Consider the following 15,324-nt stretch of genomic DNA (forward strand, 5'->3'; position numbering starts at 1 on the left):
CAAAAAGTGCTCCCCATCTGCGGGAAGCACTTTTTTAAATGCCCAAAAATAGCATCACACTAAATAGGACATTAATCAAAAAAACAAACATAAAAATATACCTGACTTGTCTCACCTGAAAATCACCAAATATAAAAATATAAAGACCTGCGATGCCAAGTGTCAGTACAGGCTGAAGAAACGGCACCAAAAGCGAAATGCCGTAGCCGGCTCCCATGAGGACAGGAAGCCATAGTAAATAGAGGTAACCGCCGTTTTTTGATTTCAAGAAACCACTCCCTCTCTTTCTTCTATCTGCTTGATGTCAGGTTGAATAAACTTGAGTCCGACAATTGTCCGGCCGCGTTTTTTTGAAGTCCAAACGGCAATCGCGGGCTGATCTGTCAGAGATTCTGCGTCAATGGTGATCAGCACTTTCTCATGTAATTCAATGACAGCTTCAGACTCGATTTTGCATCCAGATAAACTAATATCATGTATGTTCACCGGCACCTTCTCTTCTAACCGGCCCTCATAGGACAGCGTGCCTGCCACACCTTGCAAAGGCCTTCTCATCCATTTGCGCTGCAAGGCCTTTGGTACCTTCTTCGTTTCTCTTACAAAGCGGAGAAATGTCCGAACAGCATAGGATTTTTTCTCACGATCCGTTATCGATACATGCTCTCGTGTGAATAGGAAGCGGATCAGTGATAGATACTCTGATTTTTGTGTGTCAGTAAAAGCAACACCAACCATCAGCTTGTCTCCCTCTGGATGGCTCCAAACCACATCACACGCCACACTTTCATCCTCTGAAAAGAACAATTGCGTTTGTCCTTGATAAAGAGAAGAAGCTTGATCCAATGGAATGGATAGACGCGCACCTGAATCACTCATATCTAGTAGAAAACAAGCAATCGACTGATTTTGATGATCGGAATGAAGCTGCCCGTCTTTTTCAATGATAAATCGCTCTGATTTCCGATAACGCGGACGGTCAAACGCCACAAGCAGTGCCATGAATAGACCTGCACCGTTATACATCACCCAAAATATATTAATCAACATGAGATCAGCATTCATCGTCCCATTTACCTTCACATCGTATCCTATTTTCACTAGGACAAGCAATGAGAGCAGCAAAAAGATCAAATGGGGAATCATCGTTTTCAAATGAAAGTGTCTTTTGTCCGTTTGAATTCCCTTTGGTGTGACAAGAAATTCCACTCTCTTTTTGAAAAACAGCTCACTTAAAGCCACACCAGCCAGGTGGAATGCCATAGAGCTTTCATAAATATGACTCCAAAACATGCTTCTTTTTTGATTCGACACTAGTTTAAATGCTAAATAGGAACTAAAGAACGCCGGTAGCCAGAACATGAAAATGGACTGGAAATCTGCCCAGAAACTTTGAATACCAAACAATAAAAACAAAATCGGTGTGAGAATGTAAATCATTTTAAACAAACCGTTAAACCAATACACAATACCATCTAAATAAAGAACTCGCTGCATCAGCGTTAAGCCACGAACCTTCAAAGGATTAAACTTACGGGCACACTGAATGTTCCCTCTCGACCACCGATCTCTCTGCTTTAACAGATCCAGCCAGCTTTCAGGTGCCAGACCGACGGCTAATACTTCTCCGACAGACACAGATTTGAACTTTCCTTGGAGTAGCATTCCTGTCGCCATGTCTTCTGTAATCACCCCAGTAGCAAATCCGCCAATTTCATCTAAGGCGATTCTTCTAAAGACAGTATTACTACCGACATACATCACAGCATTAAACCGATCCTTCCCAGCTTGGAGGGTTTGCATGAAGAAGTCCTGCTCATTTGGAATTCGATCCTTCGAGAACATATTATATTGGAAAGGATCTTCGTTATAAAACGCCTGTGGAACTTGAACAAACGCCGTCGCTCCATCATGAAAGTAAGGGACTGTTTTTTCTAAAAACGAAGGAAGGGGGACCATATCCGCATCAAGTGTGAGAATCAGCTCCCCATTCGTTTGAGACATCGCATGGTTTAAGTTACCCGCCTTCGCAAACTGGTTATCTGTTCTTGTCAGATAATGAACACCAAACTCAGAAGCAAGCTGCTCTACAGACGCCCGCTTGCCATCATCACATAAATAAATGTGGACTTTGTCCTTTGGATAAGAGAGATTCACACAACCTGCAACAGTGCGTTTCAGCACTTCAATTGGTTCATTATATGTAGCTATGAAAATATCAACTGTTGGCAGCCTGTCAAGATCACTGATCATAACTTGTTTCCGATTGGAAGGCTTCCAAACAAGTGTATAAAACACAAGCAGCTGTAAAAACCCAATGCATTCACAGGCAACAAGCAAAATACCCATCACAATATTAAAAATACCTTCATGCGGCAGTGTAAAGAAAAGACGCCAGCAAATATAGGCGGCATTTGTTAACACACAGAGCACAATGATGATTTTTTTAACAGTAGTGGCCACCGGCTGAATACGATACATTACATACAGCACAGATAAAACACAAAGCATAAACAGCGGGTAATACGTGGTGAATAATGACAATACATTTTCCTTCTTTCTTATGCCATAAATGACTATTACATATAAAATTTCATAACAAAGGAGGGGATTTTTTCATAACATTGCCCCTCCAATTCTATTCAAGTAGCCAAATCAACTATTATTTCCATAACCATCTAACTGATTTGAATAAAAATCAATCGCCTTTCGATAACTTAAAATAGCAGGATCTTTTGTCGTTTCAGTTAAACAGTTCAGTAATATTTCCATCGCTTTGCTATGTTCCTTTAAATTATACAAAGTCATGGCATAGAACGTTTGAATGGCTTTGTTGTCTGGATAAGTTTCCATCCCTTTTAGGAATATCTGTTTTGACTTTTCATATTCTCCCAAAGTTCTGTATGTACTTCCTAACCCTAGTAAAGCGTCTTCTAGTTCTTCTGAAGACAATCCTAACTCAATGGCTCTTTCATAAAAAAAGACAGCTTGCCTTTCCTCTCCTAACAAGTCATAACTCCAGGCACATTGATAATGAATAGAGGCATCGTCTGGATACTTCTCTACAAGATAAGAGAGCATTTTATTTGATTATTGAAGGTGTCCACTTTTTCGAAGTTCAATGGCTTTCTCAAGCTTCGTTTCCATCACTTCACCTCTATGCTTTTCAAGTTTTTTAAGAAAACACCTTTTCATTCCGCTCAATCATCCGCGTCATGTTTTTTTCAAACTCCAGCTGTTCTTCTGCGTTCAGTCCAGACGCTGTCAGCTGATCACTGAGCGTTTGAAGCTCTTCTAGTAAAAGACGCATAAGAAGCGCACAATCAATTGGTTCTCCAGTTAATTCTGATAAAGACGCCATCGTATCTGGCTGTATATCAGGAAATACTGCCTTCACTTCTTGCCGTTTATTCTTTAATCCGGCATCATAAAAACGGCGGATTAAGTCGGCACGTTCCCGCCCGCTTCCATCTGCACACAAATAAATCTGCACAGCAACTCCACCGCGTAATCTACGCTGAGAAATGCCTGCAAATTTCTTTCCATTGATGCTTAGATCATAACTGCCCGGACAATAAGAGCCGACAATCTCATAAGCTTCAATGTCCACCTCATACTTAGACAGCATCCGGCGGACCAATTCCACCATCGCATCATACCCGCGGTCAATATCAATGCCCTTCTTTTGTTCCGCAAAGATTAACGATACATTCAAGACACCTTCATCCAGCACCACAGCAAGACCGCCTGAATTGCGTACAATGACGCGATAGCCCTCTTCCTCAAGCAGCTTCACACCATCTTGAAGAAATGGAAGTCTTGTATCCTGAATACCAAGAACAATCGTATTATGATGAACCCAAGAACGGGCTGTTGCTGGTGAGAGCCCCTTCCCGACAGACGCACAAAGCGTATCATCCATCGCAAAGGATTGCTTCGGGTCCACATAAAGACCGAGGCTCGATTGATCTATGATTCGCCATTTCGGCTGTGTCAGTAACTCAATAGGTTCATTTTTCATGTCCTGCATATCCTCTCGTTCATAAACTGTGTTTATTATAACATGGGATGAATGGAGGGAGAATTAGAGAGATCATCAAAAAAGCTCCATGACATTTGACGTCACAGAGCGTTCAGTTTGATGATTCAGTTTTACTTTTCAGTGATTCATGTATTTGAAGGCTGTGATCATTCAATGATACATCCCCCACTCACCCACTCCAGCAAGTTTTCAGTCATCAACTCTGCATGCTGAGGGTCCATCACACCAGCATCCACAATCCACACCTTTTTCTCATCCTCAGCCAAACGCATGAGAAATACTTGTCCGCCGCCATCGTCGCCAATGGCTACATAGCCGCTTGCATATTGCTGAACCTCCCATGTTGCATTGCGTTCCGCCATGTCCTCAGTGCCGTATAGTAGGACATCGCCGCCAATGGAACATCCATTTGTCTGTTTTAGCAATGCTTTATATGCATGGGGCAGCACCATGTTAAGCTGGGATTCTGCCTCTTTGATGTGTATGTCACTTGCTGGTTTAGGATTGTTGGGATTTTGAGAAGAATTAATCATTTCGGAAAGCCTCCTAAAGGGTTGAACTAGCTTTTAATCAGCTAATTTTGTCATGATCCTTTTATACATCCACATCAGCAACATCAATAGAAAATGATGAGATCAATTTTCAATACTTTCTAACCATCTATTAAAATTAATGTTTCAATTAAAGAACCACACCTCATGGTTAGTCTTACGACTTTAATGAGTAAACGAGTTCGTTCATGTTTTTATACTATCTGCCATGTAGATAAATCTGAAAAACATTTAAATATCAATTAAATTAGCTCAACACCCACTTGATTGTAAAATTTAACTTTTAGAGTTTCTTCCTCATTCACATACACAATCAGAGTCCTGTCATTTCTTTTTATGCTGGTTACGTGAGAGAACTCACCTGAAAAAACTACAAAATCATTAAAAGTAATACTTAAACTAATTGTTTGTTTATATACATCAAGTGATAAAATTAATTTGAAATTCAGATCGTCTTCATAAGAATAGATGTACTCTCCATCATCTAAATTACCCGTAATACTAACTGGCTCACTTTGAAAAAGTTCTAACAAATCATATTCATCATATTTTAAAAACATTTTCATTCACCCTTTTACTCATTATTTAGGGATAACTGTAATAACATCACCAAGTTCATTTATAACAACTCTTACATCCTGCGTATCGTGAACAAAGGTTCCTTTTCTATGGCCAGGCATCTTATTGGTATTCTTTATAGCATCCTCAATAACAGAAGGCGGAATATCTCTTGGATCTACATATTTTTTTATAAAATCATTGAAGTCCTTTGTTTGCGGCCGATAACCTAATTCATCAGCTTTTTTTAATGCTCTTTTTGTTAATGTTGCCCTTACTTCAGGAATATTTGGTGCCATTCTTTCTAGAGCATGCTGAGAATATTTTCTTTTATTTATTATTCCTCCACCCTTTGACAAACTCCAACCAACTTGACCTGTAACGCTAGTCGGCTTCTCAACCCTCTTGACCAATTTCTCCCCATGATCAATTTTAAAAACATATTTCCCGCCCTTAATGATTTTCATAAATGGGATAATTGAAGCTGCGGACAGAGCTTGTTCTGTGCTGCTGATGTTTTGGCTGGTTTCTGGGTCTTTGCCAGTAACGGCTCGATATCCGTCGTAGATGCCGCTGTATTCTAGGATGATGTTTTCGGTTGTTGAGACAACTTCACCGTCTAATATGCGCTTCGCGTTGCCTCGGCTTCGGCTTTCTGGGATTTTGTCTACTTCTTCTATTCTTACTTCACCGTTAGCGATATACGTTCGGATGATTTGTTTATTGGCGTAAACGGTGTATCGGCCGCCAATAAAATCAATATCGGATGAGTCGGTGACAACTTCATCTGCGATATCGAATTCTTTTAATTTTTTAATGCCTTTGACGTTGTATAGTTTACCATTTATGACCCTGATGTCTCTATGAATCTTGTTTTTCCCGTTCACGGCTTCCCTTTGCAATGTCGTAAGGGATGGGTCGTTGACTGTGACTTGTTTGTTGATGTATTTATGTGTGTCATCCCGATCAACCGTCTCCACATCCGTCCGTTCTTTCTCCCTCAGTTTCTTCAGCATGATCATCATCGGGTTGTCTTTCGGGTTGTCTATTTTGTCATTCAATCCACTGATGGTGCTGCTTATTTTTTCTTCTTTTTCATTTTTGAAAATAGACCCTTTTTGATAGCTCGTGATGTCGATTTTTGGGCCGGTGAACATGGTGCTTAACGTGTTGATGTATTGCTTCATTGTTTGAAGGGAGCTTTTTGTTTCTTGTAAAGCGCTTGTTTGCTCTCTGTCAAATGCATGAAGCAGACCAACGGTTCTTGAGGTCTCGAGCCATGCTTTTTGATAGTTCTGCTGAAAAGCTGATTCGTCTACATTTGGTAATTTAACAATATGACCAACTCTGCCAATAGCTTGGTTCACCTCTGATACGATTTCAGAAATCATTCGTTCAGCTTTTTTTAAACCTTGATCAAGTTCGTGTTCAATAAATGCTTGTGATATAAAGCCATGCCCGTTTGATTCAAGTGCATGAAGCGCCTGTTTTGTGCTTTTCAGCGCAGTGCTGTATTCCTCAATGACGACCTGAAAGAATTGCAGGAAGGGGATATGACATTCTGTATAAAAGGAGCGGATGGCTTGTCCCGCCTCTCCCTTTAGTGCGCCATCAAGTGAAATGATGTGATGGATTTGTTTTTCTATGGAGCTGATTTGTTGTGATTGCTGCTTTAATGTATTCAGCGTTTGGTCAATTCCGTTTATTAGCGCAAAGGCGTCAAGGGTTTTCATTGCGTTCTCCTTTATTTTCTTTTATTGCTGGAGGCAAGCGCCTTGTCCGTTTCGATCATGGTGTTCACCGCTTGTTCTGTTTGTACAAGCTGTTTCTGAAGAATGCCTATGTAGGATGTACTTAATTCGTTCAACTGTTGATTGATTCTTTCTAATGTATCTGCTGCTAGGAGCTGGTTTCTCCCTTTGATGGTTGTTGGAAGTTTTGTATTCATTTGAGCGCCTGATTGTTTGGTATGTTGTAAAACTCGTTTGATTTCACTGGCATCTATTTTAATTTCTCTACTCATGTGACTTCCCTCTTTTTTCTTCCAATTGTTTCTGCTTTTCTCTCTCTATTTTTCTTTCAACGGAATGGATCTCATGTTCTAACGAATGGATTTCCGATTTTAGGTCACTGATTTTCTCATCAATTCGATTCACTAGATTGGTCAGCTGTACACCTTTTATCTCTTGACTGGCGGATGCCATCTCGTCTCGAATGTCATCAAACGTATCTGCAAGATGGCCAAACCATGTATGTGATGTCAGATCTGGATGAGTGATTTTTTTACAAGCATCTTCCAGAGTCGATTTTGCTTCTTTTATTTCTTTTCGACACATGCTCAGTTCTATGATTTGTTCTTTTTTTATGGATATGTCTGCCTTTAACGAATACAAGGCTGTTGTATAACCGATGATAGCTCCAGACATCGTCAAACACCTCTATTCCTTAAATAGTCCTCCGTTATGTTACCATTTCCTAGCACAAGAGGCATATGATTGAAAACGAATTCAACGAAAAATGAATCGTACGTATTGGGTTTCTATGCCTATTTCACACGCACAAAAAAAGCTGAATTCACCAACTGAATCCAGCTTTTGACGCTTATTTGATCGAATCACCAGCTGATGCTGATGGTTGATCGCTAAATGACGTGTCTTTCTTTTCAGAAATATAATGAAGAGAGAAACCAACAAGACTAAAAAAAGCGCTTAACACTAGTGTGGGATTTTTGAATAGGTTCGTACTTGCTATGATCAAATCTCCATTCTGCAAGAGAATCCCTAGTATTTGACCGAATACCAACAGGGTACCTGACGTTAAGAAAAGGACAAGCAGCACTTTAAATAAAAATTCCATCAATGCTCTCATGTGTTTCTCCTTTCTATACTGGAAGTATGCCCATTCCGATGAGCCAGCCAATTCCTACAATCGGCAGCATATAGTAAAGAATGAGCGGTATAAATGTTTTCTCCGGCCGGGCTCCTGCAAGACCAGAAGCGATGAAAATTGACCCAGATGCCGGCGGGGAAGCGCCTTCTGTTGATGAAAAAGCAAGAATGGCGACAACAGCGACAACAGGGTCTACTCCGACTGAGATTAAAGCTGAAAATGAGACAAGCCCAACAGCTGTTAATGTGGCAGTTGAAGATAATGGTCCAGCCACCAGCGTGACAAGAACACCAACAATGAGCACCATGAGCCACTTCGGAATGGCAAGTACTGACGTGATTTGCGTCAAATCTTCTGCGAGTCCTAATTCAGCAAGCACCTGACTAGCAGCAACAGCAAACAGCATCAAGGCACCGATCGTTGTAAACTTAGGAATGGCCGACTTGAAAAACTGAGACCAATCTAAAGCAGACGCTTTTTTTCTTCCAATTGTTAAGCTAATCAGCATCATGAGAATCGGAATCCACGTAATTAAAGAAATTTGATCCATTGCCTCTGGTCCAATGTTTGGATTACTTTTTAAGTAGTTTGCCAGCGGACCAATTGTGATGATGATAGGGATCAAGGCACCGAAAAAAATAAAAATCGATTTCCATCCCTGTTTCACAGCTTCTCTAAAGGGAACAATATCATCTGGCGGCATCGCTTGGATTTTATTCTTTTTCACCAGAATATACACCAAAATAAACCGGTATACGACTTGATACAGTCCTCCTATTAAAAGAGCAATATATAAATCACCTTCAGAGACAAGGGCTGCAACTGGTGCAAAGCCCAGCATGATAAACATGGAAGAGTTTGGTGGCAGCGCGGCTCCAAGTCCGCCATTCCCGGCTAGAATCGTGGCCGTATGGGTTCGGCTCCATCCTGATTTAATCATCCAAGAAGCCGTAATAGAGCCAGTGGCAGCTGTGTTTGCAGAATTTGAACCTGAAAGAGCACCTAAGACTGCTGAACCTAACGTACTCATATAAGCCGCTCCCCCAGGAAGCTTGCCGACAACCGAATTCAGGATGCGCAAGAGTGCGTGAATTAATTCCAGCTTTTCGATTAAATAGGCCATGAACACAAACGCAACGGCTGCATAAAGCACCTCATATGTGGATGCAAATTTTAAACCATCCCAGAACAGTCTAAGCGCATCCATTCCGCCAAACAAAGTGGTTGCAATAAAGCCTAACAGCATGGCTTCTCCCATATTTCGTTTCACGACGACATTCCATATAATGATGACGGCTATGAATACAATTAATGCAATAAAACCCATGTCGTTTCTTCGCCTCCCCTTATTTTAATAAAGCGCTTACAAACATCACCCTTGCTGCATCACGTCAATGACTTCTTCCCAGCTGGCTGGTTTTTCCCCATTAAACCGTTCAACGAATTGAAAATCTGCTAATCTCTCTAGCTTCTGTTGTGCTGCCCGGGACATGCTCGCATCAATATGAGCTGAATCCAGCATTTCAATAGAGCCAAGTAGTTCGACCGCTCGTCTTTTTGCATGTAATGCACTTCCTGTCACAAGACGATTCATCGTCTCTTCAAAACTTTTGCTGTCCAGCGTTTCGCTTAGTGAAGAAATCACTTGATCTTCGACATTATATTTTTTGGAAATTTCCAAAAATTCAATGAGTAAACCGACAATCCCTTTCATATAAATGCTTCTTATTAGCTTTAAGGCTGAGGCATCTCCTGGCTGATCACTGATTTTTGTAATATTCATACCGTATTCTTTCGTTAATTCAATGAATCGATCTGTTCCACTTCCGCTAGCAGTGATTGGAACCTTGTGTTTGTTAACCGGAAGAGATCCTAGCATGGCGGCATCTACAAATAGAGCTTCTTGCTTTTTAATTTCGTCTGCCACTTGTTTTTTAATATCTGGAGTTGATGCCGACACATCCACATATACTTGATTTTTTTTCAAACTTCCTAATACGGATTGAGCCACTTCTAGGGTTTTATTCGCTGGCACAGCCGCAATGACAATGTCAGATTTTCCAATGACTTCACTCACATTACTTGTTAATTCGACGCCTGTGCGGGCTGCTTTTTCTTTCATTGGTCCAGCAAGTTTCTCATTCTGTAATAGTACATCATACGCATAAAAATGATCTAATCCTTCTGTTTTCAATCCCGTTGACAGCTCATATGCAGCTTCTCCATAACCGATAAAGCCTATCTTCATCACAGATTCCCCTATCTCTGGAATTTTTTCATTCTGCCCTCTAGCCATGCAGGGGCTAAGAGACTGATATCCTGCTTTCCTTCGCTCATATAATGTTGAATGGTTTTTAATCTTTGATGTTCATATGCTTGTTTCTCTTCAGCCAACGACAGCATCTCTTCTGCTTTCTCCTTCGGAACAATCACCACTCCATCATCATCTGCAACGACTAAGTCACCTGGTGATACTTTGACCCCTCCACACGAGATGATTCCATTCAATTCACCAGGCCCATCCTTAAAAGGTCCATTCGGCGTGAATCCCTTACTATAGATTGGAAAAGCTAATTCCTCTAAAGCGACTTTATCGCGGACAAGACCGTCGATCACGATTCCTTCTATTCCAACAGCTTTTGCTGAACTAGCCATCAATTCTCCTAAATATGCGTGACCCCTATGATCTTTCCCATCTACGATGAGTACATCGCCTACTTGTGCAGAATAAATCGCTTGGTGAAGAAACAGATTATCTCCTGGCCGTAAGCTCACGGTAAAAGCTGTGCCGACTACATTCATGCCTCTCGCAACTGGTTTGATTTGATGATCCATCGCGCCGGTGCATCCCATCACGTCTGACAGCAAGGTCGAGTTAAGCTTTCTTGCCCTAGCTATAAGATCATTTGACACGAATTGAACAGTACTCATTGTTTCCATCATCCCCTTTGAGTTATATTCATTACATTTAATTTTATATAAAGTAATATATATTACTTTTGTGATAAGATCATACCATCTCATTTTTATTTAGTAAAGCGCTTTCAGAAAATTTTAAAATAAAAAAAATGAGTCACCACACGACTAATGTGTTGTGTGATAACTCATTTTCGTTAACATATGATTGATTTGATCTAAACGTGGTTTTGTTCTTTCAGGATCATTCATCGCTAATGCACTTAAGATGAAATCGACGATAAAGATAGCAGATACGACAGAGTTATGAGAGCCTACACTTGCTGAGGAACACGGTAATACATATTGTGCATATTTGGTTAGTGGAGAGCTGTAACTGTCTGTAATTAAAAGGACTTCCACTCCATAAGACTTCGCTGCTTCCATCAAATCCTTCATACGCTTTGCATAGCGCGGATAGCTGACAGCTATAATGAAATCATCCGAGTTGAAATGAACCAAATCATCCATCCAGTCACTTTGATCTGCATCAATATACTGGCAATTCCCCAATAGCCGATTGATTCCTAATGACATGTACTCGCCAACAGGTCTTCCACTTCGGACACTTGTACACAAAACGTGGCGCGCGTTGGCTATTTTCCCAACAATTTGTTGAAAGGTTTCTTCCGTGATATTGTCCAATGCGTACTGGATATTTTGAAATTGCAGTTCTACATGGTTATGCAGGAGCTTACTCTTATTTGAATGCTTGAGATTCGCCTCAAGTCTTGTTTGAGGGTCAGCTTTATGCTTCATCGCTGATTGAAGCTCTTTTTGAAACTCAGAAAAACCAGAATACCCCACAGCAGCAGAGAAGCGCATGATGGTTGCTGTACTCGTCCCGACTTTTGACGCTAATTTATCGACAGTTAAAAAAGCGACCTCCATTGGATGTTGTACGATATAATCTGCAATTCTCCTCTGTGCATCAGTTAAAAAAGCGACCTTATGCTGAAGCTTATGTATCAAATCCTCCATTTTAGCACCTGCCCATCCTATCGGCTTTATCTACGATCAGATTGTTTTCTTTCTATATTGTACACATTTGTCCAAAATAAAAAAACAGCCAGCACGAATCTATCGCGCTGACTGTTTTAGCCGAGATGCTATTTTATAGTGCTTGAGCTGCTGTGATAAGTGCAAGGTTGTAAACGTCTTCGGCATTACAACCTCTTGAAAGGTCGTTTACTGGCTGATTTAAGCCTTGTAAGATTGGACCTACAGCTTCAAAGTTACCTAAGCGCTGTGCAATTTTGTAGCCGATGTTTCCAGCTTCTAGGCTAGGGAAAACAAATACGCTAGCATCGCCTTTAATGACGGAATCTGGTGCTTTTTTCGCTGCTACTGAAGGAACGAAAGCTGCATCGAATTGGAATTCCCCATCAAGTACAAGCTCAGGTGCCTTTTCTTTTGCAATACGAACTGCTTCAGATACTTTTTCTGTTTCGTCTGATTTTGCTGAGCCTTTTGTAGAGAAGCTAAGCATTGCCACACGTGGTTCGATGTCGAACATTTTGGCTGTGTTTGCACTTTCGATTGCAATTTCAGCTAGATCTTGGCTGTCTGGTGCAATGTTGATTGCACAATCAGCAAACACATATTGCTCTTCGCCGCGAGCCATGATGAAGACGCCAGATGTTTTCTTTACGCCTTCTTTTGTTTTAATGATTTGAAGTGCTGGGCGTACTGTGTCAGCAGTTGAGTGTGCTGCACCGCTCACAAGTCCGTCTGCAAGACCTTTGTACACAAGCATCGTACCGAAGTAGTTTTCATCTAGTAATGCTTTTCTTGCTTGCTCTTCAGTTGCTTTGCCTTTACGTCTTTCTACGAAAGCTTGTACAAGCTCTTCAAAACCTTCATATGTATGAGGATCATACACGTCAACACCATCAAGTGTAAGACCTAATTCTTTTGCTTTTGCTTCAACTTCTTGTGTTTTACCTACAACAATTGGCTGCAAGACTTTGCCATCTGCTAGTTTTTGAACGGCTGTTAGAATGCGTTCGTCCATTCCCTCAGGAAAAACGATCTTTACTCCTTTACCTGCAACCTTTTCCTGAACTGTTGAAAAAATATCTGCCACTTATATACCCTCCTTGATTTTACAAAAAAAGCGTTCTCTTTCAAGCATACTCTTCTTCTACATAAATTCAAACTACCAACTTACATTATAGCGCTTACAAATTAAATTCATATTTTTCAAACTAATTTAATCAATTTCCATAAAAGCTGACTTCGTCGTTCAAGTTTTGATCACATCTCCATTTGGACAAACTATGTTATAGTTGGAACAGATGGAAAACTGTAAATAGGAGTGAAATAAATGAGCGAACAACATACAACCAATGAAGCAGCTCAAACACTAGACGGCTGGTATGCACTGCATGATTTTAGAACCTTTGACTGGACAGCTTGGAAGCTGCTGACAAGTGATGAGCGGCAAGCGATTCTTCATGAGTTCACAGGTCTATTAGAAAAATGGAAAACAGCTGAGCACGATAAGGCTGGAAGCCAAACAATCTATAGTATTGTCGGCCAAAAAGCAGATATTATGCTCATGATTTTGCGTCCAACCATGGAAGAACTGGGTGAAATTGAACTTGAATTCAACAAGACACGACTAGCAGAGTTTACGATCCCAGCTTATTCGTACGTTTCAGTTGTTGAACTTAGCAACTACTTAGCAGGAGGCGGAGATGGCGGAGATCCTTACGAAAACCCGCATGTACGTGCACGTCTATACCCAGAGCTCCCTTCTTCTCAATACGTGTGCTTCTATCCAATGGATAAAAGACGTTCCGGCAATGACAACTGGTACATGCTCTCTATGGATGAGCGTAAATCACTCATGAGAAGCCACGGTTTAATCGGCCGCAGCTATGCTGGTAAAGTAAAGCAGATCATTACAGGCTCCGTCGGTTTTGATGATTATGAGTGGGGCGTCACTCTTTTCTCTGACGATGTGCTTCAATTCAAAAAATTGGTTTATGAAATGCGCTTTGATGAAGTCAGTGCACGCTACGGCGAATTTGGTTCCTTCTTTGTCGGAAACCGATTAGCAAACGAGCAGCTGGCATCTTATTTTCATGTATGATAAACTCTTAAGGCTTCGGATCTTTCCGAAGCCTTTTTATGTATTTTTTTAGAAGGGTGATCACATCATGAAAAACTTCCCCATCGCTATTTTTGCTTTAACGCTCGGTGCGTTTTCAATTGGCATGACTGAATTTGTCATTATGGGACTTTTGCCAAACGTCGCAAACGACCTTCATGTATCTATCTCTGCTTCAGGGCAGCTGATTACTGGATATGCACTTGGTGTGGCAGTTGGCGGACCTATTTTAACTTTATCGACTGGGAAAATGTCGAGGAAACGTCTTCTCATTTTATTAATGATCCTGTTCGTGGCGGGAAATGCTGTTGCTGCTGTATCAACCTCCTATGGTCTATTAATGGCCGCACGTATTTTGACATCATTTGCTCACGGGACCTTCTTTGGCGTCGGGGCGATCATGGCTGCACGGCTTGTACCTAAGGAGAAAAGTGCAAGTGCGATCAGCTTCATGTTTACAGGACTGACGGTCGCCAATGTGCTGGGTGTGCCGTTCGGTACATTCATCGGAAATCAATTCGGCTGGCGTATGTCGTTTCTCGTCATTGCCGTTATTGGGCTCATTTCCTTAATCGGTATCATCAGCTTAGTACCCAATCAATCGAAGGAAGAAGTACTGGATATTCGAAATGAAGTGTCTGTATTGAAAAAACCACAAGTGCTCGTCTCTTTTGCAATGACGATCTTTGGTTTTGCAGGTGTGTTTACAGCCTTTACGTATATCAGCCCAATCCTGCTCCAAGTGACTGGTTTTCAGGAAAATGGAGTGACGCTTATCCTTGTTCTCTTCGGACTTGGGGTCACTATTGGAAACTTAGTTGGTGGAAAGCTTGCCGACTGGAAGCTGATGCCGAGTATTATCGTGTCCCTGATCCTGCTAATGGCTGTCCTGTTATTGTTTACAATCACTTCCGAATTCAAAGTGCCTGCTGTGCTGACCATTTTTGTGTGGGGAATCATTTCATTTATTCTTGTTCCTACCTTGCAATACCGCACGATGAACATGGCACATGAAGCACCGACACTCGCATCAACGCTTAGCCATTCTGCCTTTAATATCGGGAATGCCGGCGGAGCAGCGCTTGGCGGTCTTGCCATCGAAATCACACATTTACAGCTTGTTCCGTTATTTGCTGCAGCTGTAACCTTCATTGGACTTATCATTACGATCATGAGCTATCAGTCAGATAAACGAACAAAAAGGGCCTGAGTCAGGT

General features: G+C 41.2%; 16 protein-coding genes and 1 pseudogene. 2 read left to right on the top strand and 15 right to left on the bottom strand.

Annotated elements, in window-relative coordinates:
• Positions 1-34 precede the first annotated feature (34 nt).
• The 15 genes and pseudogenes from MHH54_RS17250 to pta all read right to left on the bottom strand — a co-directional run bounded on the left by MHH54_RS17250 (position 35) and on the right by pta (position 13,078).
• A complete protein-coding gene (locus tag MHH54_RS17250) occupies positions 35-268 on the bottom strand; it encodes a DUF5970 family protein (protein WP_003214547.1) in 234 nt (77 codons plus the stop codon).
• Positions 265-2,541 (bottom strand): glycosyltransferase, encoded by a 2,277-nt coding sequence (locus MHH54_RS17255; protein WP_342500473.1) that lies wholly within the window; start codon positions 2,539-2,541, stop codon positions 265-267. The genes MHH54_RS17250 and MHH54_RS17255 overlap by 4 nt, the downstream gene beginning before the upstream one ends.
• A 111-nt stretch (positions 2,542-2,652) precedes the next feature.
• Positions 2,653-3,144: pseudogene (locus MHH54_RS17260) on the bottom strand (tetratricopeptide repeat protein).
• 28 nt (positions 3,145-3,172) lie between these two features.
• Complete coding sequence (locus MHH54_RS17265; RefSeq protein WP_342500474.1) at positions 3,173-4,018, bottom strand: lipoate--protein ligase family protein; 846 nt, start codon at positions 4,016-4,018, stop codon at positions 3,173-3,175.
• 167 nt (positions 4,019-4,185) lie between these two features.
• The gene (locus tag MHH54_RS17270) at positions 4,186-4,572 is read right to left on the bottom strand and encodes an SMI1/KNR4 family protein (RefSeq protein WP_342500475.1); all 387 of its coding nucleotides are present in this window, start codon (positions 4,570-4,572) and stop codon (positions 4,186-4,188) included.
• A gap of 260 nt (positions 4,573-4,832) precedes the next feature.
• On the bottom strand, positions 4,833-5,150 hold the full coding sequence (locus tag MHH54_RS17275; RefSeq protein ID WP_342500476.1) for a hypothetical protein: 318 nt from the start codon (positions 5,148-5,150) through the stop codon (positions 4,833-4,835).
• A 21-nt stretch (positions 5,151-5,171) separates the two neighbouring features.
• Positions 5,172-6,881 (bottom strand): T7SS effector LXG polymorphic toxin, encoded by a 1,710-nt coding sequence (locus tag MHH54_RS17280; protein WP_342500477.1) that lies wholly within the window; start codon positions 6,879-6,881, stop codon positions 5,172-5,174.
• An 11-nt stretch (positions 6,882-6,892) separates the two neighbouring features.
• Positions 6,893-7,171: a YwqI/YxiC family protein gene (locus MHH54_RS17285; protein ID WP_050944476.1), complete on the bottom strand. Its 279-nt coding sequence runs from the start codon at positions 7,169-7,171 to the stop codon at positions 6,893-6,895.
• Positions 7,164-7,574 (bottom strand): DUF5082 family protein, encoded by a 411-nt coding sequence (locus tag MHH54_RS17290; protein ID WP_106029507.1) that lies wholly within the window; start codon positions 7,572-7,574, stop codon positions 7,164-7,166. The genes MHH54_RS17285 and MHH54_RS17290 overlap by 8 nt, the downstream gene beginning before the upstream one ends.
• 175 nt (positions 7,575-7,749) lie before the next feature.
• The gene (locus tag MHH54_RS17295) at positions 7,750-8,016 is read right to left on the bottom strand and encodes a hypothetical protein (protein WP_003215032.1); all 267 of its coding nucleotides are present in this window, start codon (positions 8,014-8,016) and stop codon (positions 7,750-7,752) included.
• A gap of 13 nt (positions 8,017-8,029) precedes the next feature.
• Positions 8,030-9,364: a TRAP transporter large permease subunit gene (locus tag MHH54_RS17300; RefSeq protein ID WP_003214816.1), complete on the bottom strand. Its 1,335-nt coding sequence runs from the start codon at positions 9,362-9,364 to the stop codon at positions 8,030-8,032.
• Between the two features lie 45 nt (positions 9,365-9,409).
• Positions 9,410-10,285, bottom strand: coding sequence for a prephenate dehydrogenase/arogenate dehydrogenase family protein (locus MHH54_RS17305; protein ID WP_003215347.1), 876 nt, complete (start codon positions 10,283-10,285; stop codon positions 9,410-9,412).
• Positions 10,286-10,296: 11 nt separating this feature from the next.
• Entirely contained in the window at positions 10,297-10,968 is a 672-nt protein-coding gene (locus tag MHH54_RS17310) for an RraA family protein (protein ID WP_080550323.1), read from the bottom strand.
• A 153-nt stretch (positions 10,969-11,121) separates the two neighbouring features.
• Positions 11,122-11,973: a MurR/RpiR family transcriptional regulator gene (locus MHH54_RS17315; protein WP_003214860.1), complete on the bottom strand. Its 852-nt coding sequence runs from the start codon at positions 11,971-11,973 to the stop codon at positions 11,122-11,124.
• A gap of 133 nt (positions 11,974-12,106) precedes the next feature.
• Positions 12,107-13,078, bottom strand: a complete 972-nt coding sequence (gene pta, locus MHH54_RS17320) for a phosphate acetyltransferase (RefSeq protein ID WP_003215086.1) — start codon at positions 13,076-13,078, stop codon at positions 12,107-12,109.
• Positions 13,079-13,318: 240 nt separating this feature from the next.
• Here pta and hemQ point away from each other — a divergent pair, with 240 nt between their 5' ends.
• Together hemQ and MHH54_RS17330 are read left to right on the top strand one after the other, a co-directional pair.
• The gene (gene hemQ / locus MHH54_RS17325; RefSeq protein ID WP_003215092.1) at positions 13,319-14,089 is read left to right on the top strand and encodes a hydrogen peroxide-dependent heme synthase; all 771 of its coding nucleotides are present in this window, start codon (positions 13,319-13,321) and stop codon (positions 14,087-14,089) included.
• A 67-nt stretch (positions 14,090-14,156) separates the two neighbouring features.
• Entirely contained in the window at positions 14,157-15,317 is a 1,161-nt protein-coding gene (locus MHH54_RS17330) for an MFS transporter (protein ID WP_268492339.1), read from the top strand.
• Positions 15,318-15,324 lie beyond the last annotated feature (7 nt).

Origin of the sequence: Bacillus sp. FSL K6-4563 (genome assembly GCF_038630405.1) — a bacterium.
Taxonomy (GTDB): Bacteria; Bacillota; Bacilli; order Bacillales; family Bacillaceae; genus Bacillus; species Bacillus pumilus.

Bases quoted from the DNA above. Each gene is read 5' to 3' on its own strand.
- MHH54_RS17265 (WP_342500474.1), bottom strand. From the start codon at position 4,018: ATGAAAAATGAACCTATTGAGTTACTGACACAGCCGAAATGGCGAATC.
- MHH54_RS17290 (WP_106029507.1), bottom strand. From the start codon at position 7,574: ATGTCTGGAGCTATCATCGGTTATACAACAGCCTTGTATTCGTTAAAG.
- MHH54_RS17295 (WP_003215032.1), bottom strand. From the start codon at position 8,016: ATGAGAGCATTGATGGAATTTTTATTTAAAGTGCTGCTTGTCCTTTTC.
- MHH54_RS17305 (WP_003215347.1), bottom strand. From the start codon at position 10,285: ATGAAGATAGGCTTTATCGGTTATGGAGAAGCTGCATATGAGCTGTCA.
- MHH54_RS17280 (WP_342500477.1), bottom strand. From the start codon at position 6,881: ATGAAAACCCTTGACGCCTTTGCGCTAATAAACGGAATTGACCAAACG.
- MHH54_RS17330 (WP_268492339.1), top strand. From the start codon at position 14,157: ATGAAAAACTTCCCCATCGCTATTTTTGCTTTAACGCTCGGTGCGTTT.
- MHH54_RS17300 (WP_003214816.1), bottom strand. From the start codon at position 9,364: ATGGGTTTTATTGCATTAATTGTATTCATAGCCGTCATCATTATATGG.
- MHH54_RS17270 (WP_342500475.1), bottom strand. From the start codon at position 4,572: ATGATTAATTCTTCTCAAAATCCCAACAATCCTAAACCAGCAAGTGAC.
- MHH54_RS17310 (WP_080550323.1), bottom strand. From the start codon at position 10,968: ATGAGTACTGTTCAATTCGTGTCAAATGATCTTATAGCTAGGGCAAGA.
- MHH54_RS17275 (WP_342500476.1), bottom strand. From the start codon at position 5,150: ATGTTTTTAAAATATGATGAATATGATTTGTTAGAACTTTTTCAAAGT.
- MHH54_RS17285 (WP_050944476.1), bottom strand. From the start codon at position 7,171: ATGAGTAGAGAAATTAAAATAGATGCCAGTGAAATCAAACGAGTTTTA.
- hemQ (WP_003215092.1), top strand. From the start codon at position 13,319: ATGAGCGAACAACATACAACCAATGAAGCAGCTCAAACACTAGACGGC.
- MHH54_RS17315 (WP_003214860.1), bottom strand. From the start codon at position 11,973: ATGGAGGATTTGATACATAAGCTTCAGCATAAGGTCGCTTTTTTAACT.